21 protein-coding genes are annotated in these 23995 nt (G+C 73.7%); 12 read left to right on the forward strand and 9 right to left on the reverse strand.

Annotation, left to right across the window (positions count from 1 at the left end; all coding sequences use genetic code 11):
* From ABD249_RS13195 to ABD249_RS13235, 9 genes are all read left to right on the forward strand, one after another.
* Positions 1–960 carry an MBL fold metallo-hydrolase gene (locus tag ABD249_RS13195; RefSeq protein WP_344344309.1) on the forward strand — a complete coding sequence of 320 codons (960 nt, stop codon included), beginning with the start codon at positions 1–3 and terminating at the stop codon, positions 958–960.
* The gene (locus ABD249_RS13200; RefSeq protein ID WP_344344311.1) at positions 957–2012 is read left to right on the forward strand and encodes a Gfo/Idh/MocA family protein; all 1056 of its coding nucleotides are present in this window, start codon (positions 957–959) and stop codon (positions 2010–2012) included. The genes ABD249_RS13195 and ABD249_RS13200 overlap by 4 nt, the downstream gene beginning before the upstream one ends.
* 18 nt (positions 2013–2030) lie before the next feature.
* Positions 2031–3263, forward strand: coding sequence for a CaiB/BaiF CoA transferase family protein (locus ABD249_RS13205; RefSeq protein WP_344344312.1), 1233 nt, complete (start codon positions 2031–2033; stop codon positions 3261–3263).
* Entirely contained in the window at positions 3260–4381 is a 1122-nt protein-coding gene (locus ABD249_RS13210; RefSeq protein ID WP_344344314.1) for a type 2 periplasmic-binding domain-containing protein, read from the forward strand. The genes ABD249_RS13205 and ABD249_RS13210 overlap by 4 nt, the downstream gene beginning before the upstream one ends.
* Positions 4378–5175: an enoyl-CoA hydratase/isomerase family protein gene (locus tag ABD249_RS13215; RefSeq protein WP_344344315.1), complete on the forward strand. Its 798-nt coding sequence runs from the start codon at positions 4378–4380 to the stop codon at positions 5173–5175. Before ABD249_RS13210 ends, ABD249_RS13215 begins: the two co-directional genes overlap by 4 nt.
* A complete protein-coding gene (locus ABD249_RS13220; protein ID WP_344344317.1) occupies positions 5165–6358 on the forward strand; it encodes a fumarylacetoacetate hydrolase family protein in 1194 nt (397 codons plus the stop codon). The genes ABD249_RS13215 and ABD249_RS13220 overlap by 11 nt, the downstream gene beginning before the upstream one ends.
* The gene (locus ABD249_RS13225; protein WP_344344318.1) at positions 6355–7875 is read left to right on the forward strand and encodes an aldehyde dehydrogenase (NADP(+)); all 1521 of its coding nucleotides are present in this window, start codon (positions 6355–6357) and stop codon (positions 7873–7875) included. Before ABD249_RS13220 ends, ABD249_RS13225 begins: the two co-directional genes overlap by 4 nt.
* Positions 7872–8633, forward strand: a complete 762-nt coding sequence (locus ABD249_RS13230) for a FadR/GntR family transcriptional regulator (RefSeq protein WP_344344320.1) — start codon at positions 7872–7874, stop codon at positions 8631–8633. Before ABD249_RS13225 ends, ABD249_RS13230 begins: the two co-directional genes overlap by 4 nt.
* A gap of 256 nt (positions 8634–8889) precedes the next feature.
* Complete coding sequence (locus tag ABD249_RS13235; RefSeq protein WP_344344322.1) at positions 8890–9303, forward strand: hypothetical protein; 414 nt, start codon at positions 8890–8892, stop codon at positions 9301–9303.
* 60 nt (positions 9304–9363) lie between these two features.
* Here the strand turns inward: ABD249_RS13235 and ABD249_RS13240 are convergent, their stop codons facing one another.
* The 4 genes from ABD249_RS13240 to ABD249_RS13255 form a co-directional block, all read right to left on the reverse strand.
* Positions 9364–9681, reverse strand: coding sequence for an L-rhamnose mutarotase (locus ABD249_RS13240; RefSeq protein WP_344345105.1), 318 nt, complete (start codon positions 9679–9681; stop codon positions 9364–9366).
* Between the two features lie 14 nt (positions 9682–9695).
* The gene (locus tag ABD249_RS13245) at positions 9696–10643 is read right to left on the reverse strand and encodes a carbohydrate ABC transporter permease (RefSeq protein WP_344344324.1); all 948 of its coding nucleotides are present in this window, start codon (positions 10641–10643) and stop codon (positions 9696–9698) included.
* Complete coding sequence (locus ABD249_RS13250; RefSeq protein WP_344344326.1) at positions 10636–11478, reverse strand: carbohydrate ABC transporter permease; 843 nt, start codon at positions 11476–11478, stop codon at positions 10636–10638. Before ABD249_RS13250 ends, ABD249_RS13245 begins: the two co-directional genes overlap by 8 nt.
* Before the next feature lie 135 nt (positions 11479–11613).
* Positions 11614–12969 carry an ABC transporter substrate-binding protein gene (locus ABD249_RS13255; RefSeq protein WP_344344328.1) on the reverse strand — a complete coding sequence of 452 codons (1356 nt, stop codon included), beginning with the start codon at positions 12967–12969 and terminating at the stop codon, positions 11614–11616.
* Between the two features lie 261 nt (positions 12970–13230).
* Between ABD249_RS13255 and ABD249_RS13260 the strand changes: the two genes are divergently transcribed.
* Positions 13231–17394: a beta strand repeat-containing protein gene (locus ABD249_RS13260; RefSeq protein ID WP_344344330.1), complete on the forward strand. Its 4164-nt coding sequence runs from the start codon at positions 13231–13233 to the stop codon at positions 17392–17394.
* A gap of 21 nt (positions 17395–17415) precedes the next feature.
* Here the strand turns inward: ABD249_RS13260 and ABD249_RS13265 are convergent, their stop codons facing one another.
* Positions 17416–20421 (reverse strand): cytochrome P450, encoded by a 3006-nt coding sequence (locus ABD249_RS13265; RefSeq protein WP_344344332.1) that lies wholly within the window; start codon positions 20419–20421, stop codon positions 17416–17418.
* Positions 20422–20574: 153 nt separating this feature from the next.
* On the opposite strand from ABD249_RS13265, the gene ABD249_RS13270 reads away from it, so the two are divergent.
* Entirely contained in the window at positions 20575–21546 is a 972-nt protein-coding gene (locus ABD249_RS13270) for a LysR family transcriptional regulator (RefSeq protein WP_344344334.1), read from the forward strand.
* 189 nt (positions 21547–21735) lie between these two features.
* Positions 21736–22257 (forward strand): HtaA domain-containing protein, encoded by a 522-nt coding sequence (locus ABD249_RS13275; RefSeq protein WP_344344336.1) that lies wholly within the window; start codon positions 21736–21738, stop codon positions 22255–22257.
* Positions 22258–22386: 129 nt separating this feature from the next.
* Here ABD249_RS13275 and ABD249_RS13280 read toward each other — a convergent pair whose 3' ends face one another.
* The 4 genes from ABD249_RS13280 to ABD249_RS13295 all read right to left on the reverse strand — a co-directional run.
* Entirely contained in the window at positions 22387–22662 is a 276-nt protein-coding gene (locus ABD249_RS13280; RefSeq protein ID WP_344344338.1) for a DUF1905 domain-containing protein, read from the reverse strand.
* The gene (locus tag ABD249_RS13285) at positions 22659–22913 is read right to left on the reverse strand and encodes a hypothetical protein (protein ID WP_344344340.1); all 255 of its coding nucleotides are present in this window, start codon (positions 22911–22913) and stop codon (positions 22659–22661) included. Before ABD249_RS13285 ends, ABD249_RS13280 begins: the two co-directional genes overlap by 4 nt.
* A gap of 106 nt (positions 22914–23019) precedes the next feature.
* Positions 23020–23496, reverse strand: a complete 477-nt coding sequence (locus ABD249_RS13290; RefSeq protein WP_344344342.1) for a pyridoxamine 5'-phosphate oxidase family protein — start codon at positions 23494–23496, stop codon at positions 23020–23022.
* 115 nt (positions 23497–23611) lie between these two features.
* Positions 23612–23995 (reverse strand): hypothetical protein (locus tag ABD249_RS13295; RefSeq protein WP_344344344.1); only part of this gene is annotated, 384 nt, incomplete at its 5' end.

The following is a 23995-nucleotide window of genomic DNA, read 5'->3' on the forward strand; positions in this document are numbered from 1 at the left end:
ATGGAGATCCGACCCGGCCTGCATCGCGTCGTCGCACCGCTCGGCGAGCGCATCGTCGCGCTGTACCTGCTCGAGGGCCCCGAGGGCGTCCTCCTGTTCGACACCGGCATCGACGAGAGCATCGCAGGCACGCTCCTGCCCTACCTCGACGCGATCGGCATGCCGCTCGATCGGCTGCGGTGGGCCGTGACGTCGCACTGCGACTTCGACCACACCGGCGGCAGCGCCGCGCTGCTCGAGGCCGCGCCCCACGTCGAGCTGCTCGCGGGCGTCGCCGACGCGGCGATGACGCAGGACGTCGACCTGCTCATCGCCGGTCGCTACGGCGAGTTCCACGAGCCCGACGGCTTCGACGATCCGCCCGAGCTCACCGAGCACATCCGCTCGGTCACCCGTCTCGCGACCGTCGCGCGCACCATCGGCGACGGCGACGCGTTCGACCTCGGCGGCGGCCGCGTCGTGCACGTGCTCGAGGCGCCCGGCCACAGCCCCGGCCACCTCGCGCTGTGGGATCCCGCCAACCGCACGCTCGTCATCGGCGACGCGACGCTCGGCGCGACCGTGCCCTTCGCCGACGGACGCCCCGCGTTCCCGCCGACGTACCGCGACGTCGACCCCTACCTCGCGACGATCGAGCGCTTCCGCGCCCACGACGCCGAGCTGCTGCTCACGGCGCACTACCCCGTCCACGAGGGCGAGGGCGTCGCCGCCTTCCTCGACGAGTCGGCCGACTACGTCGACGTGCTCGACCGCGCGCTCGAGGCAGCGCTCGCGGAGGCCGACGGCCCGCGCACGACGCTCGAGCTCATCCACCGCATCGCCGGCGAGGTCGGCCCGTGGGATGCGAGCGCCGCCGAGTACCTCATCTTCCCCGTGACGGGGAACCTCGAGCGCCTCGTCGCGCACGGCCGCGCCGTGCAGGGCATGCGCGACGGCCTGCGGGCGTGGAGCGCCGCGTGAGCCGCGTCCGCGTCGGCGCCATCGGCGCGGGCTGGTGGGCGACGAGCAACCACCTGCCGATCCTCGCCGCGCGCGACGACGTCGAGCTCGTCGCCGTGTGCGGCCTCGGCGACCTCTCGGCCGTGCAGGCCGAGTTCGGCTTCCGCGTCGCCACCGACGATGTCGACGTGCTGCTCGACGCCGGCATCGACGCCGTCGTCATCTCCACGCCGCACGACCTCCACCACGGCGCCGCCGCCGCCGCGCTCGACCGCGGCCTCCACGTGCTGTGCGAGAAGCCCATGACGCTGCACGCCGACCAGGCGTGGGACCTCGTGGCGCGTGCCGAGCGCGCCGGCACGCACGTGCTCGTGCCCTACGGCTGGAACTACAAGCCGTTCACGATCGCCGCGAGGCGCATGCTCGAGGCGGGCGCGATCGGCGAGATCCAGCACGCCGTCTGCCACATGGCCTCCCCCACGCGCGGCCTCTTCGGCGGCGACCCGACCCACATGCTCGAGCGCTGGGACTCCGCGACCGCGACCGCCCCGCAGGCGAGCACGTGGTCGAGCCCCGAGCACGGCGGCGGCTACGCGCACGGGCAGATCACCCACTCGTCGGCGCTGCTGCTGTGGCTCACCGGCCTGCGGGCTGCGACGGTCGCCGGCCGCGTCGCGACGGCAGGCGCACCCGTCGACCTGTTCGACGCGGCCGTCGTGCGCTACGACGGCGGCGCCCTCGGCACGCTCTCGGGCGCCGCGACCCTTGCCGACGGCGACCCGTACCAGGTCGACATCCGGCTCTTCGGCACCGAGGGCACCCTCATGCTCGACGTCGAGCGCGAGCGCGTGACGCTCAGCCGCTACGACGGCACGCGCGAGGACCTCGCGATCGCGCCCGGCGAGGGCGAGTACGAGTGCCTCGTGCCGCCCGCGCGCTTCATCGACCTCATCACCGGCGCCTCGACCGAGAACCACTCGGGCGTCGAGGTCGCCGCCCGCAGCGTCGAGCTCATCGACGCGCTCCTGCGCTCCTCGGCCGCCGACGGCGCCGAGGTGCGCGTGCACGACTGATCCCCCCAGGAGACCGACATGTCCCAGTCCCGCGGCGCCCTCGACGGCTACCGAGTGCTCGACTGCTCGATCGCGATGGCGGGCCCCTTCGCCGCCCAGCGCCTCGGCGACCTCGGCGCCGACGTCGTGAAGATCGAGCCGACCGCCGGCGAGTGGCAGCGCTTCGCAGCCGCGGGCGGCGCGCGCGGCAACCGCATCAACGTCTCCTTCCTGTCGCTCAACCGCAACAAGCGCTCGCTCGCGATCGACGCGAAGTCCGACGACGGCGCCGCGGTGCTGCGCGAGCTCGTCGCGAGCGCCGACGTCTTCCTGCAGAACTACCGCCCGGGCGTCGCGAAGCGCCTCGGCCTCGACTACGAGACGCTCTCGGCCATCAACCCCGGCCTCGTCTACGTGTCGATCTCGGGCTACGGCGAGACGGGTCCGTACGTCTCGCGCCCCGGCCAGGACCTCCTCGTGCAGGCGATGTCCGGCGCGATGCTCTCGGCGGGCCGCGACGGCGAGCCGCCCATGCCCGCCGGCCAGTACCTCGCCGACGCCGTCACGGCCTCCACGGCGTTCGAGGCCGTGCTCGTCGCCCTCCTGCACCGCGAGCGCACGGGCGAGGGCCAGCTCGTCACGGTCAACATGCTCGACGCGCTCACGACGCTGCAGATGCAGGAGCTCTCGGTCTTCACCGTCGGCGGCGTGCCGCAGCGGCGCGGCGCCGAGCCGAGCGCGCACGTCTACATCCGCGCGCCCTACGGCGTCTTCGAGACGTCCGATGGCTTCATGGCGCTCGCGTTCGCCGACCTCGAGGGCCTCGGCCGCATCATCGGCGAGCCGTCGTTCGCGGGCCTCGACCCCGAGGTCGACGGATGGGCGCGGCGCGACGAGATCCACGCGAAGGTCGCGCTGCGCCTGCGCGCCGGCACGACCGAGCGCTGGGTGGACGAGCTGCTCGCGGCAGGGATGTGGGCGGGGCCGGTCTACGGCTACCAGGACCTCCTCGACGACCCGCAGATCGCGCACAACGGCACGTTCGTCGAGTACGACCACCCCACCGAGGGCCGCGTGAAGGTGCCCGGCTTCCCGTACCGGTTCTCGGCGACGCCGGCGCGCATCGACCGCGGGGCGCCGCTCGCCGGGCAGCACACGCGCGAGGTGCTCGCCGAGCTCGGCATCGACGACGACCGCGTGGATGCGCTGCTCGCATCGGGCGTCGTGGTGGAGACGACGCTCGAGCCCGTCGAGCCGCAGGTCGCGCGATGACCGACTACCGCGGGCTCACGTGGGACCACCCGCGCGGCCGCGTCGCGCTCGAGACGACCGCGCGCGCGTTCTCCTCCTCCGGCCTCGACACGCTCACGTGGGACGCGCATCCGCTCGAGGGCTTCGAGTCGGCGCCCATCGCCGAGACCGCCGCCCGCTACGACCTCGTCGTGCTCGACCATCCGCACCTGGGCGACGCGCTCGAGGCCGACTGCATCGTGCCGCTCGACGAGCTCTTCGACGCCGGGACCATCGACGGCTGGGCGCGCGCATCCATCGGCCCGAGCCTCGACTCGTACGTCGTCGACGGGCGCGCGTGGGCGCTGCCGCTCGACGCCGCGACGCAGGTGTCGGCCAGGCGCGAGGGGGAGGTGCCGGAGGCTCCCGCCGACTGGGATGCCGTGCGCACGCTCGCGCGCTCGGGCGGCGTCGCGCCGAGCCTCGCCGGCCCGCACGCGTTCCTCTCGCTGTGCTCGATCGCCGTCGCGGCGGGCGGCGACCGCGGCGAGGACGTCGTCGCCGCCGATGCCTGGGACCTCGCGATCGACGTGCTCGCCGACCTCGCGGCCCACGCGCCCGAGGGCACGCTCGAGCAGAACCCCATCGCGCTGCTCGAGCGCATGAGCGCCGGCGACGACCTGCGCTACGTGCCGCTCGTCTACGGCTACGTCTCCTACTCGCGCCGCAGCGGCGGCCGGCACGTGACCTTCGCGGCGCCGCCCGCGATCGACGGCCGCATCGGCTCGACGCTCGGCGGCACGGGCATCGCCATCACGCGGCGCAGCACGCCGAGCCCCGCGCTGCTCGCGCACGTCGCGTGGCTGCTGTCCGACGAGGCGCAGCGCCTGCGCATCCCCGCCCTCGAGGGTCAGCCGAGCAGCCGAGCAGCCTGGCACGACCCGGACGTCGACGCCGCGGCCGGCGGGTTCTACGGCGCGACCGCCGCGACGATCGAGTCGGCGTGGGTGCGCCCGCGGTTCGCCGGCTACGTGCCGGTGCAGACCGCGGCGTCCGCCCTCGTGCGCGACGCCGTCGCCGGCCGCATCGCCGCGCGCGAGGCGCACGAGCGCGTCGCGGGCCTCCTCCGAACCGCACGCACGACAGGAGCGCACGCATGACGACCATCGACGCGATGGATCCCGGCATCGACGAGGTGCGCGTCGAGCGCGACAGCCACGTCGTCGTCGTGACGCTCGACCGCCCCGCGAAGCTCAACGCCGTGACGCAGGAGATGTCGGAGGCCCTCGAGCGCGTCGTGCACGCGATCGACGCCGACCCCGACGTGCGCGCGGTCGTGCTCACGGGTGCGGGCGAGCGCGCGTTCAGCGCGGGCTCGGACATCACGACGCTCGACCGCTACGCCTCGCCGTGGGAGTTCCGCAACCGGCGCGACTACTGCGACGCCCTGCGGGCGCTCCGCACGCCGATCGTCGCGGCCGTCAACGGCTACGCGCTCGGCGGCGGACTCGAGACGGCGCTCATCTGCGACATCCGCCTCGCGTCGCGCACCGCGACGTTCGCCGCCCCCGAGATCAAGCTCGGCTGGATCGGCGGCGGCGGCATGGCCGCGATGCTCTCGTCGTCGCTCGGTGCGAGCGACGCGGCGATGCTCCTCCTCACCGGCGACGCCATCGACGCCGACCGTGCGCTGCGCATCGGGCTCGTGAGCGAGGTCCTCGAGCCCGAGGCGCTGCTGCCGCGCGCCCGCGAGCTCGCGGCGACGATCGCGGCCAGGCCGCCCATCGCGGCCGAGACGGCGAAGGCCGTGCTCGCCGCCGCGCGCAACCTGCCGCTGTCGGAGGCCATCCGCTACGAGCGCGAGATGCAGGGCATCGCGTTCGCGACCGAGGATGCCGCCGAGGGCCGCGCCGCCTTCGCCGAGCGTCGCGCGGGGGTGTTCCGTGGCCGCTGACTGGATGGGCGACGCCACCGCCGCCCTGCCCGACGACGCCGCCGACGCCGTGCTCGTCGGCCGGGTCTGGGATCCCGTGGCCGGCGGGCCGTCGGTCGTCGCCGTGCGCGACGGCGCGCTCGTCGACGTCAGCCGCGCCTTCCCCACCATGCTCGACCTCACCGAGGCCGCCGACCCCGTCGCTGCGCTCGCCGCCGCCGACGGACCGGTGCTCGGCACCGTCGAGGCCGTGCTCGCGAGCACGCCGGAGACGGCGCGCGACGGCGGCGGCCCGTGGCTGCTCTCCCCCATCGACCTCCACGTCGTGAAGGCCGCGGGCGTCACGTTCCCCGTCTCGATGCTCGAGCGCGTCATCGAGGAGGGCGCGCGCGGCGACGCCGACGCCGCCGGCCCCATCCGCGAGCGCATCCTCGCGCAGCTCGGCGGCGACCTCGACTCGCTCGTGCCCGGCAGCCCGCAGGCGATGGCGCTCAAGGAGCTGCTCGTCGCCGAGGGGATGTGGAGCCAGTACCTCGAGGTCGGCATCGGCCCGGATGCCGAGATCTTCACGAAGGCCCCCGTGCTCGCGACCGTCGGCACCGCCGTCGAGGTCGGCGTGCGCGAGGACTCCTCGTGGTCGAACCCCGAGCCCGAGGTCGTGCTCGTCGTCGCCTCCGATGGGCGCATCGTGGGTGCGACGCTCGGCAACGACGTCAACCTGCGCGACATCGAGGGTCGCTCGGCCCTCCTGCTCGGCGAGGCGAAGGACAACAACGCCTCGGCCGCCGTCGGCCCGTTCGTGCGCCTCTTCGCGGGCGGCTTCGGCCTCGACGAGCTGCGGCAGGAGACGGTGTCGCTGCGCATCGACGGCGACGACGGCTTCTCGCTCGACGGCACGTCGCCGCTCGCGCGCATCAGCCGCGACCCCGCCGACCTCGTGGCGCAGGCGCTGCGGCACCACCGCTACCCCGACGGCTTCGTGCTGTACCTCGGCACGATGTTCGCGCCCGGCGAGGATCGCGACGAGCCCGGCCGCGGCTTCACGCACCACGTCGGCGACGTCGTGCGCATCGCATCCCCTCGCCTCGGCGCGCTCGTGAACCGCGTCGCGCACGCCAACGACGCAGCCCCCTGGACGTTCGGCGTCCACGCGCTCTACGCGAGCCTCGCGGCACGCGGACTCCTCACGGAAGGCCCCCGATGACCCTCACGACCACCGACCCCCGCACGGGCGACGCGACCGACTCGGGCATCGAGCCCACGACGGCCGAGGAGGTCGCCGCGATCGCGCAGGCGGCGCACGACGCGTTCCTCGACCTTCGCACGCGGCCGCGCGCCTGGCGCGCCGACCTCCTCCGCGGCTGCGCCGACGCGCTCGAGGCCCGCCGGCCCGAGCTCGTCGCGATCGCCGGCGCCGAGACGGGCCTCGCGCCCGCCCGGCTCGAGGGCGAGCTCACGCGCACGACCACCCAGCTGCGCATGTTCGCCGACGCCGTCGACGAGGGCTCGTACCTCGAGGCCGCCATCGACCACGCCGGCCCCACGCCCATGGGCCCCGGCCCCGACATCCGCCGCATGCTCGTGCCGCTCGGCCCCGTCGCCGTCTTCGGCTCGAGCAACTTCCCCTTCGCGTTCTCGGTGCCCGGCGGCGACACCGCCTCGGCGCTCGCCGCCGGCAACCCGATCGTCGCGAAGGCCCACTCGTCGCATCCGGGCACCTCGCGCATCGCGTTCGAGGCGCTCGCCGCGGGCGTCGAGGCCGCCGGCGGACCCGCGGGCACCGTCGGCATCGTCTACGGCCAGCCGGCGGGCACCGCGCTCGTCGCCGACCCGCGCATCGCCGCGGTCGGCTTCACCGGCTCGCTCACGACCGGGCGCATCCTGCTCGACGTCATCGAGGGCCGCGAGCGCCCCATCCCCTTCTACGGCGAGCTCGCGAGCGTGAACCCGCTCGTCGTCACGCCCGGCGCCGTCGCCACCCGCGGCGCCGCGATCGCCGAGGGCCTCTTCGCGTCGGTGACCGGATCGGCCGGGCAGCTGTGCACGAAGCCCGGCATCGCCTTCGTGCCCGCGGGCGCCGAGGGGGATGCCGTCGTCGACGCCGTCGTCAGCCTCGCTCGCGACGCGGCGGCCCAGCCGCTGCTCAACGGCCGCATCCACGCGTCGTTCGACGAGATCCGCACCCGCCTCGTCGACGACGGCGCGGCGCGCGAGCTCGTCGCCCCCGTCGCCGCGCCCGAGGGCTACGGCATGAGCCCCGCGGTGCTCGAGATCGACGCGACGGCCGTCACGCCCGCCGCGACCGAGGAGGCGTTCGGCCCGCTCGTCGTGCTCGTGCGCTACCGCGACCTCGCCGAGGTCACGGCGGCGCTCGACGCCGTGCCCGACTCGCTCACGGCGACGCTGCACGTCGAGGACGCCGAGCTCGGCGCCCTCGCGGGCTTCGCCGCCGACCTCGCCGACCGCGCGGGCCGACTCGTCGTCAACGGCTACCCGACGGGCGTCCGCGTCTCGTGGGCGCAGCACCACGGCGGCCCGTGGCCTGCGACGAACACGCTCCACACGTCCGTGGGCATGACCGCCATCCGCCGCTTCCTGCGCCCGTTCGCATGGCAGGACGCCCCCGCCGCGCTGCTGCCGGTCGAGCTGCAGGATGCCGATCCCGGCATCCCCCGTCGCATCGACGGATCGCTCGTGCTGCCCAGTACGCTGACTGCATGACCGACCCGGCCGCGGCGCAGGCGCCGACCACCGTGCTCGGTGCGTCCACGCCCCGCACGCCGCCGGCGCGACTCGGCGTCGCGGTCGTCCACGACCTCGTCGAGGCCATCGTCACGGGCGAGGTGCAGCCGGGCGCCGTGCTGCCGCCCGAGGGCGTGCTGAGCCAGACGTTCGGCGTGAGCCGCACCGTGATCCGCGAGTCGGTGAAGCGCGTCGAGGAGAAGGGCCTCCTCACGGTCGCGCAGGGCCGCGGCACGTCGGTGAACGAGGCCAGCGCGTGGAACGTGCTCGACCCCGTCGTCCTCTCTGCGCTCGTCGAGCACGACGACTCGCTCGGCATCCTCGACGAGCTCGCCGTCGTACGCGGCGTGCTCGAGGGATCGATGGCGAACGCCGCCGCCGGCAGGCGCACCGCCGAGCGCACCGCGGCGCTGCAGCACGCCCTCGACCACATGCACGAGACGATCGACGACTTCGACGCCTACAGCCAGGCCGACGTCGACTTCCACTTCACGGTCATGGAGCAGTCGGGCACGCGCCTCGCGCCCACCATCACGCGCATCCTCTTCGATCGCGCCCGCGAGTCGAGCCGCTTCGTCGGCGCCCCCGCCGCCGAGGCGCTGCGCCTCACGCTCGAGGAGCACCAGGCGGTGCTCGACGCCATCGAGGCCGGCGACGCGGCAGGCGCGCAGCGGGCGATGGAGCACCACATCGCCGAGGCCTGGGCGCGCCGCCGCCTGCCCACCGCGCGCGACTGAGGCGGAGTGGTCGGTACATCCACCACCCTGTCGCTCCTCATGTCTCGACGCTGCCGTGCACCGATCGGATCCTTCGCCCCTGCAACCAGCTCCTCGGGCGACGACTAGCGTCGAGCCCAGCACCGGCGCACCGTCGCTCCTTCGACGCTCGCGACAGGTGCTTCACGGACCGAATCGCCAGGGAGGCAGGCATGGGCAAGCCGCATGACGGCTCGTCGGCACTCGCGGCTGACGTGAGCGCGCTCGAAGGCGAGCGATGAGCCGCGAGGACGCGGCCACGCGCGATGCGGGCACCCGCTGCGCGACGGGCTGGTACGTCGCTGCGATCGACCAGGCGATCGGCCGCCTGTCCACGGTGGTCGCGCGCATGGACGACATCGACCTCGCCGGGCCGTGGGCCGCCGGCGAGCCGACGCGTCGCGCCCGCGTGCTCGCGCTCGTCGATCGCCTCGACCGCGGCTCCGCCCCCTCCGACTCGGTCGACGGCGGGCCGCTGGCCGCTGCGCTGGTGCGGGCGTGGTTCCGCCGCCGCGAGGCGCACATGGCCCTCGCGACCATCCGCGGCCAGCGCTCGCTCATGACGGTGCTGGATGCGGTCCACGACGTCCACGTCGCCATCGACGCCGGCGTCGCGCGGCACGACATCCCGCAGACGGTCCCTGTGTCATGAGCGGTCGACGCGCGTCGACCACCAGCGACGCCTGACGGCGGTCGCGAGCGAGCCCGAGCCTCAGTCGAGGTGCCACACCTCGTCGAGCAGCTGCCACGACCCGGTCGCGCCGGGCTCGAGTCCGTCGTCGAACGGCACCTGGCACGGCGCGGTCCGCGCCCACCACGCCTGCGTCGTCGGGTCGGCGGCCATGCGCGCCTGGTCGGCCTCGTAGTCGTCGCCGACGTAGGAGAAGGAGGCGACGAGCACGTCGCCGTGGCTCCAGATCGTGAAGTCGCGGATGCCGCACGCCGTGATCGTCGCCTCGACCTGCGGCCACACCGCCGCGTGGAGCGCGAGGTACTCGTCGCGCAGCTCGGGCCGCATCCTGCAGAGCATGCCGAGCCTGCGCGTCACTCCTTCGTCCCTCCGGCGGTCATGCCGCTCACGAGGAAGCGCTGCGAGAACAGGAACACGATGAGCACGGGCGCGACGGCGAGCAGCGTCGCGAGCGCGAGCGCCGGCAGCTGGATCGTCGTCGAGGCGGCACCGGTCGGGTTGAACTGCGGCACGTTCGACAGCAGCTCGGCGAGCCCGACCTGCAACGGGGCGTTGCGACCGGGGACGGTCACGAACGGCAGGAAGTAGTTGTTCCAGTTGCCCGTGAACGAGAAGAAGCCGACGAGCGCGATCACGGGCGTCGCGAGCGGCAGCGCGATGGTGCCGAACACGCGCAGCTCGCTCGCGCCGTCGATGCGCGCGGCGTCGAGCAGATCCTTCGAGATCGTCGTCGAGAAGTAGATGTACGTCAGGTACACGCCGAACGGGAAGAACGAGAACGGCAGGATGACCGCGAGCGGCGACCCGATGAGCCGCACGGCGCTCAGCTCGAGGAAGATCGGCAGCACGAGCGCCGTGTTCGGGATGAGCATGACGATGAGCGTCGTCGCGAGCAGCAGCCGCCGGCCGCGGAACTCGGTGAGCGCGAGCGCGTAGCCGGCGGGCACCGAGATCAGCAGCGTGATGACGAGCGCGCCCACCGAGTACGTGACCGAGTTGCCGAGCCACGTCCAGATGAGGCCGCCCTGGTATCCGGCGAGGCTCTGGAAGTTCTCGGCGAGCTGCTCGAACGTGCCGACCGAGAAGGGGTGGTCGAGCAGCAGCTGACGCGCGTCCTTCGTGGGGGCGATGAGCAGCCACACGAGCGGGACCGTGAAGAACAGCACGAACGTGACGATGACGAGCACGCTCGTCGCCTTGCCGATCCACCGGCCGGGGCTGATGCCACCGGCGGGCGCGGGGCGGCGCGGCGTGCGCGAGCCGGTGACGGTGCGCAGGTCGCGCGTCCGAAGATCAGTCACGCTCAAAGAGACCACCCCTGAAGACGAAGAAGGCGCTGAGGCCGAGCGCGACCACGAGCAGCACGATCGAGATCGCCGCCGATCCGTGGAAGTCGTTCTGGCGGAAGGCGTAGAGGAAGGCGAGCTGGTTCAGCGAGTAGTCCTGGCCGACCACGCCGCGGCTGGCCTGGGCCAGCACGCGCGGCTCGACGAACAGCTGCGTGCCCGCCGCGAGCGACATGATCGCCATGTACGAGATCCACTTGCGCAGCAGCGGGATCTGGATGTGCAGGGCCGTCTGCACCGGGCCCGCGCCGTCGATGCGCGCGGCCTCCATGACGTCGGTGCTGATGTTGTTCAGCGCGCCGTACATGATGACGACCCAGCCGCCGGCGCCCGTCCAGAAGGCGATGATCGCCAGCACGACGTGCAGGGTGTCGACGCGCAGCACCTGCACGAACGACTCGTTGCCGAGCGCCCGCAGCAGGAACGAGACGGGGCTCACCGACGGGTCGAGCACGAACAGCCACAGCAGCACGCTCGACGCTCCCGCGAGGGCGCCGGGGATGTAGTAGAGGAAGCGCACGCTCATCGACACCCAGCGGGTGCGGATGGCGTGGACGAGCAGGGCGAGCAGCACCACGAGCACGATGAGGCTCACGAGCCACACGACGATGTAGAGGGCGACGTGACCGACGGCCGGCAGGAAGCGGTAGTCGGCGAAGACGCGCAGGAAGTTGTCGAACCCGACGAAGCTGCCGTCCTGCGTGAAGGCGAGGACGACGGCGTAGAGCGACGGACCGATGCCGAAGGCGAGCAGGAAGAGGACGTAGCCGCTCACGAACACGACGCCCATGCGTCCTTGCGTCCTGGCCGGTGCCGCGCGGCGGGCACCGGCCCGCGACCGCTCCTTGGCAGGAGCGGGAGCGGTCGCGGGTCGGGTGTCGATCATCGGATTCGATGCTCCAGAGGTGGGGATGGGAGAGGGGCGTCAGTCGATCGTGTAGCCGACGGTCTGCGCCTCGTTCTCCATCGCGGTCTGCCAGGCCTCCGAGAGGTCGGCGATCGTCTCGCCCTCGGCGAGGCCGGGCACGATGACGCTGGCGTAGGCGGTCTCCGGGGAGAAGTTGGGGTAGCCCCAGCCGCTCCACACCGACGATGCCGCGGTCGAGATCGCGCCCTCGAAGTCGCCTGCGAAGAAGCCGCTCTCGGCCTGGCCCGCGAGCCACGTGTCGGCCGCCTCCTGGTAGGCCGGGAGGCCGCCGGTGCCGGCCGTCTCCTCGTTCGTCACGATGAACTCGAGGAACGTCTCGACGGCGTCGAGGTTCTGCGAGTGGCTCGAGGCGTACCACATGCCGCCACCGATGTTGCCGGTGACGTCGTCGCCGTCCTCCCACGTGAGCGGCGGCGCTGCGCCCCACTCGCCGGGCTCGGCCGCGATGCTGTCCGGGTTCTGGAACAGCGCGCCGGCGTACCAGGCGGCACCCGGGATCGCGAGCAGCTGGTCCGACTGCGCGACGAACTCGGCGCTGAAGAGGCTGTCCTGCGTGAGGCTGCCGTTCGCGATCATCGCGTCGAGCATCTCGGTGACCTTCACGGCGTTCGGGTCGGAGGTGTCGGACGAGAACGTCTGCCCCTCGACCTGGAAGATCGGGGCCTCGCCGGCCCAGTAGTACACGTAGGGGCCGACGAACGAGTCGCCGATCGAGCCGAGGAAGTAGCCGGGGTTCTCGGCGGCGAGCTGCTCGCCGAGCGCCTCGTACTCCTCCCACGTCGTCGGGATCTCGTAGCCGAGCTGGTCGAAGAGCGCCTGGTTGTACCAGAGCACGACGGGTGCGAGGTCGTTCCGGAGGCCGTAGACCGTGTCGTCGATCGTGGACGGCTCGAGCGCGCCCTCGGTGAAGCCCTCGAGGAGCTCGTCGTCGAGGAAGCCCTGGTTGAGCGGCGCGGCGAAGGCCTGCTGGCCCGCGTTCTCCTGCGACGCCCACGCGGCGTCGTTGGCCTGCGACGAGAAGACGACGTCGGGCCAGCCCTCGCCCGCCTGGTCGGCGAGGCCGATGCGGGTCTGGAAGGTGCCGGAGGCGCCTGCCGAGCCGTCGTCGACGACGATCTCGACGTCGATGTCGGGGTTCGCGGCCTGGAACGCCTCGACGGCCGGCTGCCGCGTGGCGTCGACCCAGATCGTGATGGGGCTGTCGTCGACCTGCTCGGACGTGACGAAGCCGTACTCGGGATCGACGTCGCCGCCGCCGCCGGCGGAGCCGCAGCCGGCGAGGAGGCCGATCCCGGCGATCGCGGCACCGGCCACGATCGTGCGGGGAAGACGGGTGAGGGGACGGTGCGCCATGGCTTCGCGCCTTTCAGTCGACGTCGTTGACGACAAGGCCGCCGGAGGGCGGCGGCATCAGTAGATCATACATATGACGTCTTCGCAATCGCGTCGGTGATGACTCCTCACATCCTTACGGATGCGTGGTGACGCTCGTGCGCCGAGCGAACCTCGAAGCGACATCTCCTCGCCACTGGCGCTTCCGATGGCATGCCAACGATGAGAGGATCTCTCATATCCGGCCCGACCCGTGCGGCGCCATCGACGCAGGAGCGCCCCATGGCCTCGTTCGGCCCCTCCCTTCCCGACGCCGTCGTTGCACCGACCGGCATGACGCCGAGCAGCTCGACGATCGGCACCCGAGGTCGCAGCCTTCGCGTGGGTGCGCGGCGTGCGCTCGCCGGCCTCGCGGCCGTCGCGATCGCCGTGCCGCTGACCATGCTCGGCGCCACGACGGCGATGGCGGCCACCCCCACCCCAGCCACGGGTGCGGAGCTGCGCGAGGCGCTGCTCGACTGCACCCTGCCGACCGTCACCCTCGCCGCCGACGTGCTCGACGCCGAGGCCCTCGTCGCGCCCTGCGGGCAGACGCTGCAGCTGGGCGGATTCCGGCTCGAGGCGACGCAGGTGACCTCGTCCGCCGCCTTCACGATCGCCGGTCCCGGCACGCTCGTCGTCGACGCGCGGGGTACGACGCAGTCGGCGATCCTGTCCACCGCCGGCACGCTCACGACCGCCGGGGCCATCTCGATCACCGCGTGGGGTGGCGACGGCGGCGCGGGCATCGGCGCGACCGGCACGGGCGTCTTCGACCTCTCGAGCGCCATCATCCGGAGCACGGGCGGCGACGGCGCGCCGGGCATCGGGCGCACGGGTGCCACATCCACCGGCACCATCGTCATCCGCAGCGGCACCATCACGGCGACGGGTGGCGACGGCGCCGCCGGCATCGGCCTGCCGCGCGACGTGCCGACGTCGATCCAGCCCATCCAGATCCTGGGCGGCCAGATCGAGGCGATCGGCGGCGCACAGGCTGCCGGCATCGGCGGTGGCCGCGGCTCCAGCTACGCCAACATCATCTTCGGTGGCAACGCGCGGGTCACCGCCCGCGGCGGGACCGACGGCGCCGGCATCGGCGGCGGCGTCGGCGGCGTCCGGGTGGGCGTGAACACCCTGTCGGGTGGCGCCCCCATCATCACGGCGTACGGCAACGGCGCCGGTGCCGGGATCGGCACGGGTGGACCAGGCGCCTCCACCGGAGGCCTGGGATCCCCCTCGGTCACCCTGCAGGGATTCGGCACGCCCCTGTGGACCGCCACGGGAGGGCTCGGCGGCGGCGCCGGCGTCGGAGCCGGAGCAGGCATGTCCGTCCCCACCACCATCATCCTCAACGCCGGCGTGCTCAACGCGACGAGCTCCTCGGGCCCCGCCATCACCGCGGACCCGGGCGGCACCACGTTCGGCGGCATCCGCACCGTGGCAGGCAGCACGCTCTCGGCGCTCGCGCTCGACGGAGGACCCGCCATCGTCACGGTCGGCGCCCGGCCGGGCTACGTCACCATCGGCGGCGCGCTGCGCCTGCAGGGGTCGTACGACGTGGGAGCGGGCACGCTCACCATCTCCTCCGCGGGCAGCATCCAGCGGCTCGGGACGGCGGATGCCAGCATCGTCGCCTCGGGGCCGGGCACCGTCGCCAACGCCGGCCGCATCCTCCTGGATCCGTCGCGCGTCACGGCGCCCGTGACGGGCAACGACTTCGACGTCACCTTCCAGTACGGCACGGGTGCGACCGAGCCGCGCCGCGTGCTCGGTTCGACGCTCGCGTCGGTCGGGCAGACGCTGCCGCCCACCGCGAGGGGCGTCTGGTCCGTGGCGGGGCCGACCGGCACCTGGACGACGTTCACCGCGTCGACGACGATCACCGCCGACGTCACGGTCGTCGAGCGACAGACGTACGTCGTGACCCCGGCGCCGGAGCCCCTGCGCATGCAGGCCGGGCAGACGGTCGACATCCCGACGCTCATCCGCGATCGCTTCGACCAGCCCGTGGGCGTCGCGACGAGCGACCGCGCCTCGGACGTGCTCTCGGGGATGCGGCTCACGGCCACCTCCGCCGGGACGCGCACGATCACGGTGCGCGACGCCGCATCCGGGCTCGTCGCGACCGTCGCCGTCGAGGTGCTGCCCGCGGCGACCTCGTCGCTCGTCGTCTCGATCGCTCCCTCCTCGATCGCCGCCGGCGAGAGCGCCCTCGTCTCCGTGACCGGCGTCGACGCCTTCGGCAATCCCGCACCCGTGAGCGGCGTGACGCTCGCGAGCGACGAGCGGAGCGACGAGATCTCCGATCTCGAGGTGCTCGCGACCCGTGCCGGCGATCGCACCATCACCGCGACGTCGGGCGACGGGGCCACCGGCACCGCGACGCTGCGGGTCGTCGCCGGCGAGGCCGTGCGCATCGAGCTGAGCGCGCCGACCGCGGCCGCGACCGCAGGCGTGGGCAGCACGTTCGGCGTCGCCGCCTTCGACGAGTTCGACAACGCCGCCGATGCGAGCGCCGCGACGCTCGCGAGCAGCATCGCGACCGATGAGGTCGCCGGGCTCGTGGTCACGGGCTTCGCCGCAGGCACGCGCGTCGTGACCGCGACGCTCGGCGACCTCGCGGACGCGGAGTCGCTCGACGTCGTGGCAGCAACGGCGGCCGAGCTGCGCCTCGCGCTCTCCTCGAGCACCGTCACTGCTGACGAGTCCATCGCCGTCCGCATCACGGGCGTCGACGCGTTCGACAACCCCGCGGACGTGACGGGTGCCGAGCTCACGAGCAGTCGCATCGACGACACGATCACGGGCGACGCCACGGATGGCTTCACCGTGTCGTCGACGCTGGCGGGCCAGGCGCTGCTCACCGCGCGGCTCGGCGAGGCGAGCGCCTCCGCGTCCCTCGAGGTGCGGGCCGCGTCCGCGGCTGCGCTCACCCTGACGCTGGGCACGGGCACGGCGGGCGCCGGGGAGGCCGTGCCCTACACGGTCGCCGCGACCGACGAGTTCGGCAACGCGACCGACGCGACGGGCGCCGTCGTGACGAGCTCGATCGCATCGGATGCGGTCACGAGCACGACCGTCACCGCCACGGTCGCCGGCGAGCGCGTCGTCACGGCTGCGCTCGGCGACCTCCGCGCCGCGCAGCCGCTCGCAGTGTCGGCGAGCGTCGCGGCGTCGGTCGTGCTCACGACGCCGATCGACGCTGCCGTCGCCGGCGAGACGACGACCCTCACGGCCACCGCGACCGACGAGTTCGGCAACGCGGCGTCGCTCGAGGGCGCGGCGCTGACGAGCAGCGAGGCCACGGACGAGGTGACCGGATGGGACGTCGTCGCGACGCTCGCCGGCACGCGCACCGTCACGGTCGCGCTGGGCGAGGACGGGCCGACGGCCACCGTGCAGCTTGTGGTGGTGGCCGCCGCCCCGGTGACGCTGACGCTGACCCCGACCGGGGCATCGGCGATCGCCGGCACGACCACCGCCTACGGGGTGACGGGGGTCGACGCCTTCGGCAACCCTGCCTCCACCGCAGGCGTCACGCTGTCGAGCACGGTCGCGTCCGACGACGTCGCAGGGCTCGGCGTCACGGCCACGACCGCCGGCGCCCGCACCATCGCGGCGACGCTCGACGACGTCTCGACCTCGACGACGCTCACGGTGGAGGCGGCGGCGCTCGCCGTCATCGACCTCGCCGGCCCGAGCGAGCCGGTGATCGCCGGCTCGACGGCGACGTTCGCCGCGACCGGGGCCGACGCGTTCGGCAACCCCGTGCCGGTCTCCGCGACCCTCGCCAGCAGCGAGGCGACCGACGTGGTCGACGGGCTCTCGATCGACATGACCGTCGCCGGCGAGCGCACGGTGGCTGCGACCGTCGGCGACCTGCGGGACTCGCTCGACGTTCGCGTGGTCGCCGGTGCGCTCGCCACGCTGACGATCACCCCGAGCGCCACCGAGGTGCCGCAGGGCGGCTCGGTGGCCGTCGAGGTCGCGGGCGAGGATCGCTACGGCAACGCGATCGCCGTCTCGGCCGAGGGCGCGCTCGCATCGAGCGACCCGACCGACGTGATCGTCGGCTCGAGCGTCACGTTCGTCACGGCCGGGCCGCGCACCCTCTCCGCCACGGTCGGGGACGTGATCGCGACCGTCGTCGTGCAGGTCGCCTCCACGCCCATCGTGACGCCGCCGGTCGTGGACCCGCCCGTCGTGGCTCCCCCCGTGGCGACGCCGCCCGTGGTGGCTCCGCCCGTCGCGGCGGCCCCGATCGCCGCGCCGCCGGTGGTGGCACCCGCGCCGACCGGCTCGCGCCTGCCGACGACGGGATCCGACGCGACGCTCGCCCTCGTGGCACTCGCGCTGCTGCTCATGGCTGCGGGCACCATCGCTCGGGCGCGCCGCCGCGCGTAGCGGCGCGCCCGGCGGGGCCCGTCAGCGTGCCGCCGCGACGGTCCACCGCTCCTCGGAGGCGAGCACCCCCTCCGCCCACTCGCGCGCGACCTCGGTCACGTCCTCGGGGCCGGAGGCGTCGTGCCGGCCGTACTCGCCGATGCGTCGCGCGCCGCAGGCGGCGAGCGCCTCGTCGACGAGCTCGGACCCGCGCGAGTACGTCTTCGCGTAGCTGCGGTCGCCCATGCCGAGCATCCCGTAGCGCAAGCCCGCCAGCTCGGCGTCGCCCGTGACGAGCGCATCGAGGAAGGGCCGCGCCGAGGTGGGCACCTCCCCGTCGCCGTACGTCGAGCAGACGACGAGGTGGAGGCGCGACGCGTCGAGCGCCTCGGGGGATGCATCGGCGAGGTCCAGCACCACGACGTCGGCGGTGCCGGCGAGATGTTGCGCGAGGTCGTCGGCGACGAGCTCGGCGCCGCCGGACTCGCTGCCGAAGAGGATCGTGACGGGTGCGCCCTCGCCGTCGCCCTCCGCCGCGGTCCGCGTGACCTCGGCGAGCGGGATGGATGCGTCCGCCGCGGCGGCGAGCTGCGCCTGGACCGTGCGCAGCTTCGCCCGCCGCCGGCCGGGGGTCGCGGCGGCCGTCTCGGCGGCGTCGATTCGCCGCCAGCCGTCGAAGTCGACCGAGCCCGCGAAGGTCTCGAGGCCGGGGCGACCGATCGCGACGGCGCCCGCGGCGAGGTCGTCGAGCACGAGGCCCGCGAGCCCCTTCGCGTCCGCGCGCTGGTCGGGGATCGTGCCGCGGGGGCCGCGCCGCAGCCACCCCGCGACGTAGAGGCCGGGCTCGACTCGGCCGTCGGGATGCGCGCCCGCCTCCACGAGCGCCCCCTCCCCCGCCGCGAACCCGATGGCGGACACGACGGCCTCGACCTCGAGCACGCGCTCGCCGCCGGCCGTCACGATGCGCACGCCTGCCACGCCGCCGGATCCCTCGATCGCGACGGGCGTCGCGCCGAACCACCAGTGCACACGCACGCGCGCCTCGCCCACCGCGTCGACGGTGCGAGCCGCGAGCGCACGCACGGCATCGAGTCGCGCGTCCTTGCCCTCGGGCACGACATCGAGGTCGACGTCGTGGACGACGTGCTCCACGCCCGCGAGCCCGGCGAGCTCGCGCACCATGACCGGGTCGAACCGCGCGCGCTCGGGGGCCGAGCGGCCCACGAGATGCAGCTCGCGCACATCGCCGGCGAGGGCGTGGCGTACGGCGTCGTCGACGTCGGTGCCGTCGAGCTCGGTGGCCTCGCGCGCGACGAGCCGCGCGACGTCGATCGCGACGTTGCCGTGTCCCACGATCGCGACGCGACGCCCGAGCGCGGGCACGTGCGTCTCGTCGGGGTGGCCGTTCAGCACGCGCGTCACGACGCCCGCGCCGACCACGCCCGGCAGGTCCGCGCCGGGGATCGCGAGGGGGGCATCCGCCGAGAGCCCCGTCGCGAGCACGACGGCGTCGTACGCGTCGCGCAGGCGTGCAAGACCGTCGGCGTCGACGAGCGCGTTGCCGACGAACCGCACGTCCTCGTGCAGGAACAGCCGGTCGAACTGCCGTGCGACGGCCTTCGTGCCCTGGTGGTCGGCGGCGACGCCGTGCCGCACGAGCCCGTAAGGCGTGGGCAGCCGGTCGATGACGTCGAGGCGGGCCGCGGGCAGCGCGCGACGCAGCGCCTGCGCGCTGAAGCAGCCGGCGGGTCCCGACCCGACGATCGCGATGCGTGGGGCGAGCGCAGGGGCGGCGGCGTCACGGGCGGCGTCGAGCGCGTCGGCGCCCGCCGCCGAGCCAGCCGATGCGGCGGGCTCCGCCACCGCATCCCACCGCACGGGCATCGCGAGCATGCCGCGGAAGACCCATCCGCCGACCTCGGCCGGCCGATCGGGCACGAGGTCGAGGCCGCGCAGCCGGTCGAAGAGCATGGGCAGGGCGACATCGGCGACGGCCGAGCGCGCGGCCCAGTTGCCCAGGCACACGTGCACGCCCTTCGAGAACGCCAGGTGCGGCTGCACCTCGCGCCGCACGTCGAAGACGTCCGCGCGGTCCCAGACGCGCTCGTCGCGGTTGGCGGAGAGGATGCAGATGCCCAGGCGCGCGCCCTTCGGCAGCGTGACGCCCGCGAGCTCGACCTCGCGCGTCGTCTGCCGCGAGTAGAGGCCGATGGGCGAGATCCAGCGGATCGTCTCCTCGAAGACCGTCGGCCACAGGCCGGCGTCGGCCTCGACGATGCGGCGCTGCTCGGGGTGCAGCAGCACGGCCCAGGCGGCGACGCCGAGCGCGTCGCGCGGCTCGTTGAGCCCGCCGCCGATCGTCATCTTGATGTTCGCGCGGATCCGCTCGATCGGCATCTGGTAGTCGGGGATGCGGATGAGCTGCGACAGCAGCGAGTGGTCGGGGTGCTTCGCATGCCAGGCGAGCATCTCGTCGAGCGCGACGTCGACCTCGTCGAACGAGCGCTTGCCCCTCGCCCACACCTCGGGGTCGTCGGCGTAGTTGCCGGTCGCGTCGATGAGGGTCTGCGACCAGCGCTGCAGGTCGGTCTGGTGCACGTTGTGCAGGCCGAGCATCTCGCGGAGGTTCTCGGCGGCGAAGGGGGCGGCGAAGTCCCAGATGAGGTCGGCCTCGCCCGGCCCCTTCGCGATCATCTCGTCGAGGTATCGGGCGGCGTTGCGCTCGAAGACGCCGCGCCAGACGCGCTTGACGACGCCGGGTCGCAGCGTGGGCTGCCATGCCTTGCGCTCGAGGTAGTGCTCGGGGTCGTCGCGGCGCAGCATCGAGTGGCCCATGGCGCGGATCTGCAGCGACCCCTCCTCGTTCGCCGAGAAGGTCTCCTGGTCGACCTCGGTCGCGTGCACGGCGTCGTAGGTCGTGATGAGGTAGCGGCCGACGCTCGGCACCCAGTGCACGCCGCCCTCGGCGCGCAGCCGCTCGTAGATGGGGAACGGGTCGCGGTAGAGGTCGGCGATCTGCACCCAGTCGGCGACGGGAGGGTTCGGCATCGAGCGCTCGCTTCCGGCGCGGCTCCGTCGCCGCGCTCCCTCCAGGATGCGCGCGCCAGTTCCTCGTGAAAAGCGGAGAGATGCGGGATGCTTCTTCGGAGACGTCGAGGAAGGCCGCGCACTGCGGTCGACGAGGCAGGCCTGGAGGAGCGCATGGGCGACGGACGCGACGCGATGGCGCAGGCGCGAAGGTCCGCGCCACCCGCGCCCGACTTCACGCTGCGGCAGCTCGCCTACCTCGTCGCCGCAGCCGACGACGGCACGATCGCCGCCGCCGCGGCCAGGTTGCACGTGTCGGCCTCGGCGATCTCGGATGCGATCACCGAGCTCGAGCGCACGCTCGGCGCGCATCTCGCCGTACGACGGCGTGCGCACGGCCTCACCCTCACGACCGCGGGCGCGCACGTCGTGGCGCAGGCCCGGTCGCTGCTCGCCGCGGCGCGCGAGCTGCAGACGAGCCTCGCCGCCGCCGACGGCGAGCTCGTCGGCCCCATCGCGGTCGCCTGCTACCCGACGCTCGCGCCCACGGTGCTGCCACCGCTGCTCGCGGGCTTCGCGGCGCAGCATCCCGGCGTCGACCTGCACGTGCTCGAGACGACGCAGGACGGCCTCGTCGGCCGCATCGAGTCGGGCGAGGTCGACGTCGCGTTCGTCTACGACCGGCTCGTGCCGGGCAACCCGAGGCGGGCGCGGCTGTTCGCGCTGCCGGCGCACGTGCTGCTCGCGCCCGGCGACCCGCTCGCGGCGCAGGAGCGCGTGCCGCTCGAGGACCTCGTCGATCGCGACCTGATCCTGCTCGACGCTCCCCCGTCGAGCGAGCACATCCTCAGCCTGTTCGCCGCGCGCGGCCTCACGCCCCGCATCCGGCAGCGCGTCGCGAGCTACGAGTCGGTGCGCACGCTCGTCGGCCGCGGCCTCGGCTACGGCATCCTCGTGCAGCGGCCCGCGAACGCCGCGAGCTACGAGGGGTTCCCGGTCGAGCTGCGCGAGATCGAGCCCGCCGTCGAGCCCGTGGGCGTCGACGTCATCTGGAGCGCGGAGGGCACGCCGCCGCCGCGCGTGCAGGCGCTGCTCGACTTCGCGACGACGATCGACTGGCCGCGCGTGGGCGGCGCGACCGGCTGACGGCCGCGCGAGGGAGCAGCGCGAGTCCAGCGCACGTGCAGCGCACGGCCGGCGCGGCACCGCGCGAGCACGGCACGACGGGCTGGACGCGGTGCCAGCACCGCGCAACCCTGAGCGCGTCGCATCCCCGAGGCGACGAACCGGCCGCATCCACGGCCTGCGCCCGACCGCGCCGGATACGCTGTGGCGATGCCCGACATCGAGCCGACGACGGCCCCCGAGGCCGCTGCGCCCGCGTCCGCCTCCCCCGCCCCGGGCAGCCTCGTGTGGCGCATCAAGTCGTCGCTCATCGCCTACGTGCTCGGCATGTCCGACGGCGAGGTGCTGCTCGACGACGGCGTCGTCGAGACGGCCGAGGGCTTCGCGTTCCCCCCGCGACCTGCGGATGCAGGCGCGGACGCCGATGCGCTCGACGACCCCGACACGCGTCGCTTCTGCGGCGTCGTGACGTTCCAGGGCCACAACGGCATGATGCACGTCGAGCTCTCGGAGCCGTCGATCACGCGCGTCGGCGACGGCTGGCGCATCGAGTTCTCGGATCCCGACGCCCCGACGCGGCGGCTGCACTTCGCCGACGTCGCGGCCGTGGCCTCCGGCCAAGACCACCGTGAGCACGGCACGGGCACGACGCTCGCCGCCGACGGCGCCGACCTCTTCTTCGGGCCGTACGAGCAGGGCACGCCGCTCGACGATCCCTTCGTCCAGGGCTGAGCCACAGCCTCCGGCCCAACCCTCGGCAGCAGCCTGCGCTTCAGGCCCGGTCGCGACCTCCGCGCCGGACCTGGGCCGCAACCTTCGCGCCGGACCTGGCCGCAGCCTCCGGAGCGGCTCGGCCGCGCACTACGCCGGCGGCGAGACGACGACGTCGACCGGGTCGCCGACGTCCTTGCCGAGGCGCTTCCGCACCACCGCAGAGATCGACACCATGTGTCCGCCAGCACCCGTCGGCATCGCGCCGACGTTCGTCAGCAGCACGTCGTCGACGCGGGCGTCGACGCGCACGGACCGACCGGTGCCCAGGTGCTCGGCGGAGTCGGGGATCGCGATGCACGACCACGTCTCGCCCTTGACCTCGACGCCGATCGTCGCCTCGAAGCGCAACGGCGCCCAGGTCATGCGACGACGACCCCCGCGCCGACTGCCATGACGAGCACGACGACGGCGATCGCACCGGCGACGACGGCCGTCACCGTGAGCGGCCGCGGGAAGGCGTCGCCGCGGCGCAGACGCAGGAATCGCAGCACCAGCACGACGATGGCGAGCACGATCACCACCGCGGACACGACGCCGAGCGCCTGGAACACGGGCGTCAGGTCGGCGGTGAGGGGGTCGGAGGGGCCGGCGTCGTCATCGGCGAGGAATCGCATGCTCGAATCCTGTCCGGACGACCGGATCCGCGAAACCGGTTGACGCACGACGAAGGCGCCGCATCCGACCGGGATCGGATGCGACGCCTCGGCGTGGTGGGATGCGTCAGTCGAGCTGCACGGTGCCGCTCTCGCCGCCCTTGGCCTCGCCCGTCACCTTCGAGGTCACGAGGCTGATGAGCGTCGCGAGCCGGCCGGGGCTGTCCCAGTACTGCGCGCTCGAGGCCGTGACCTTGAGCAGCGTGGCCTTGGAGTCCTCGGGGCCCTCGGGGAACCAGGCCTCGACGACCGTGCTCCACAGCTCCTTCAGGCGCGCGAGGTCGTGGACGACCTCCGCGGTGCCCGCGATCGACAGCCAGGCGGAGTCGCCGCTGAACGAGACGCCCACGGCCGGGTCGATGCCGATGTGCTGCACCGCGGGCGCGTCTGCACCGACGATGAACCACAGGTCGCCGTCGAACTCGTGCTCCTGCACCGTCATCGGGTGCGCCTGCAGCATCCCCTGCTCGTCGCGCGTCGTGAGCATCGCGAACCGGAATCCGTCCAGCATCGTCTGCACCTGCTCGAGGTCGGTCTTCGCCATCGTCTGCTCCTGTCGTCGTGGTGTCTGTCCAGCGTCACGCGTCGCCGCGTGACGGCGCTGCCCATTGCGTCCGCGTGCGATGCATGCGTCCGCTGTCGGCGGGTGCCGCCAGGCGTCAGCCGACCTGCTGGATGAGGTCGACGATCCAGGGGATGACGTCGCCCGCGCGGTCGACGGCGGCGTTGGCGGTCGCGATCAGCGGCCACACGGAGGCGATGAGGGATGCGACCCATGCCGAGACGACGAAGGTCCAGGAGAGCCACGGATGGCGGGCGATGCCCGCGAGCACGACGCTGGCGATCGCGACGAGGAAGCCGACGATCACGGCGATCGTGATGCCGCCCGCGGGGATCTGCAGCACGGGGCCGAGCGATGCGGCGGCGCCGACGAGGCCGAGCACGGGGCCCAGCACCAGCAGGCCGTTGCCGAGGACGATGACGGCACCGACGGCGGCGGCGATCAGCCGCACGGGCACGCGGCGCCGAGTGGACAGGCGACT

The sequence above is a fragment of the Agrococcus versicolor genome, from assembly GCF_039531815.1.
GTDB lineage: Bacteria > Actinomycetota > Actinomycetes > Actinomycetales > Microbacteriaceae > Agrococcus > Agrococcus versicolor.

Bases quoted from the DNA above. Each gene is read 5' to 3' on its own strand.
- ABD249_RS13240 (WP_344345105.1), bottom strand. From the start codon at position 9,681: ATGCTCTGCAGGATGCGGCCCGAGCTGCGCGACGAGTACCTCGCGCTC.
- ABD249_RS13255 (WP_344344328.1), bottom strand. From the start codon at position 12,969: ATGGCGCACCGTCCCCTCACCCGTCTTCCCCGCACGATCGTGGCCGGT.
- ABD249_RS13280 (WP_344344338.1), bottom strand. From the start codon at position 22,662: ATGACCTGGGCGCCGTTGCGCTTCGAGGCGACGATCGGCGTCGAGGTC.
- ABD249_RS13235 (WP_344344322.1), top strand. From the start codon at position 8,890: ATGAGCCGCGAGGACGCGGCCACGCGCGATGCGGGCACCCGCTGCGCG.
- ABD249_RS13195 (WP_344344309.1), top strand. From the start codon at position 1: ATGGAGATCCGACCCGGCCTGCATCGCGTCGTCGCACCGCTCGGCGAG.
- ABD249_RS13290 (WP_344344342.1), bottom strand. From the start codon at position 23,496: ATGGCGAAGACCGACCTCGAGCAGGTGCAGACGATGCTGGACGGATTC.
- ABD249_RS13210 (WP_344344314.1), top strand. From the start codon at position 3,260: ATGACCGACTACCGCGGGCTCACGTGGGACCACCCGCGCGGCCGCGTC.
- ABD249_RS13260 (WP_344344330.1), top strand. From the start codon at position 13,231: ATGGCCTCGTTCGGCCCCTCCCTTCCCGACGCCGTCGTTGCACCGACC.
- ABD249_RS13225 (WP_344344318.1), top strand. From the start codon at position 6,355: ATGACCCTCACGACCACCGACCCCCGCACGGGCGACGCGACCGACTCG.
- ABD249_RS13270 (WP_344344334.1), top strand. From the start codon at position 20,575: ATGGGCGACGGACGCGACGCGATGGCGCAGGCGCGAAGGTCCGCGCCA.
- ABD249_RS13230 (WP_344344320.1), top strand. From the start codon at position 7,872: ATGACCGACCCGGCCGCGGCGCAGGCGCCGACCACCGTGCTCGGTGCG.
- ABD249_RS13205 (WP_344344312.1), top strand. From the start codon at position 2,031: ATGTCCCAGTCCCGCGGCGCCCTCGACGGCTACCGAGTGCTCGACTGC.
- ABD249_RS13215 (WP_344344315.1), top strand. From the start codon at position 4,378: ATGACGACCATCGACGCGATGGATCCCGGCATCGACGAGGTGCGCGTC.
- ABD249_RS13265 (WP_344344332.1), bottom strand. From the start codon at position 20,421: ATGCCGAACCCTCCCGTCGCCGACTGGGTGCAGATCGCCGACCTCTAC.
- ABD249_RS13250 (WP_344344326.1), bottom strand. From the start codon at position 11,478: ATGGGCGTCGTGTTCGTGAGCGGCTACGTCCTCTTCCTGCTCGCCTTC.
- ABD249_RS13275 (WP_344344336.1), top strand. From the start codon at position 21,736: ATGCCCGACATCGAGCCGACGACGGCCCCCGAGGCCGCTGCGCCCGCG.
- ABD249_RS13285 (WP_344344340.1), bottom strand. From the start codon at position 22,913: ATGCGATTCCTCGCCGATGACGACGCCGGCCCCTCCGACCCCCTCACC.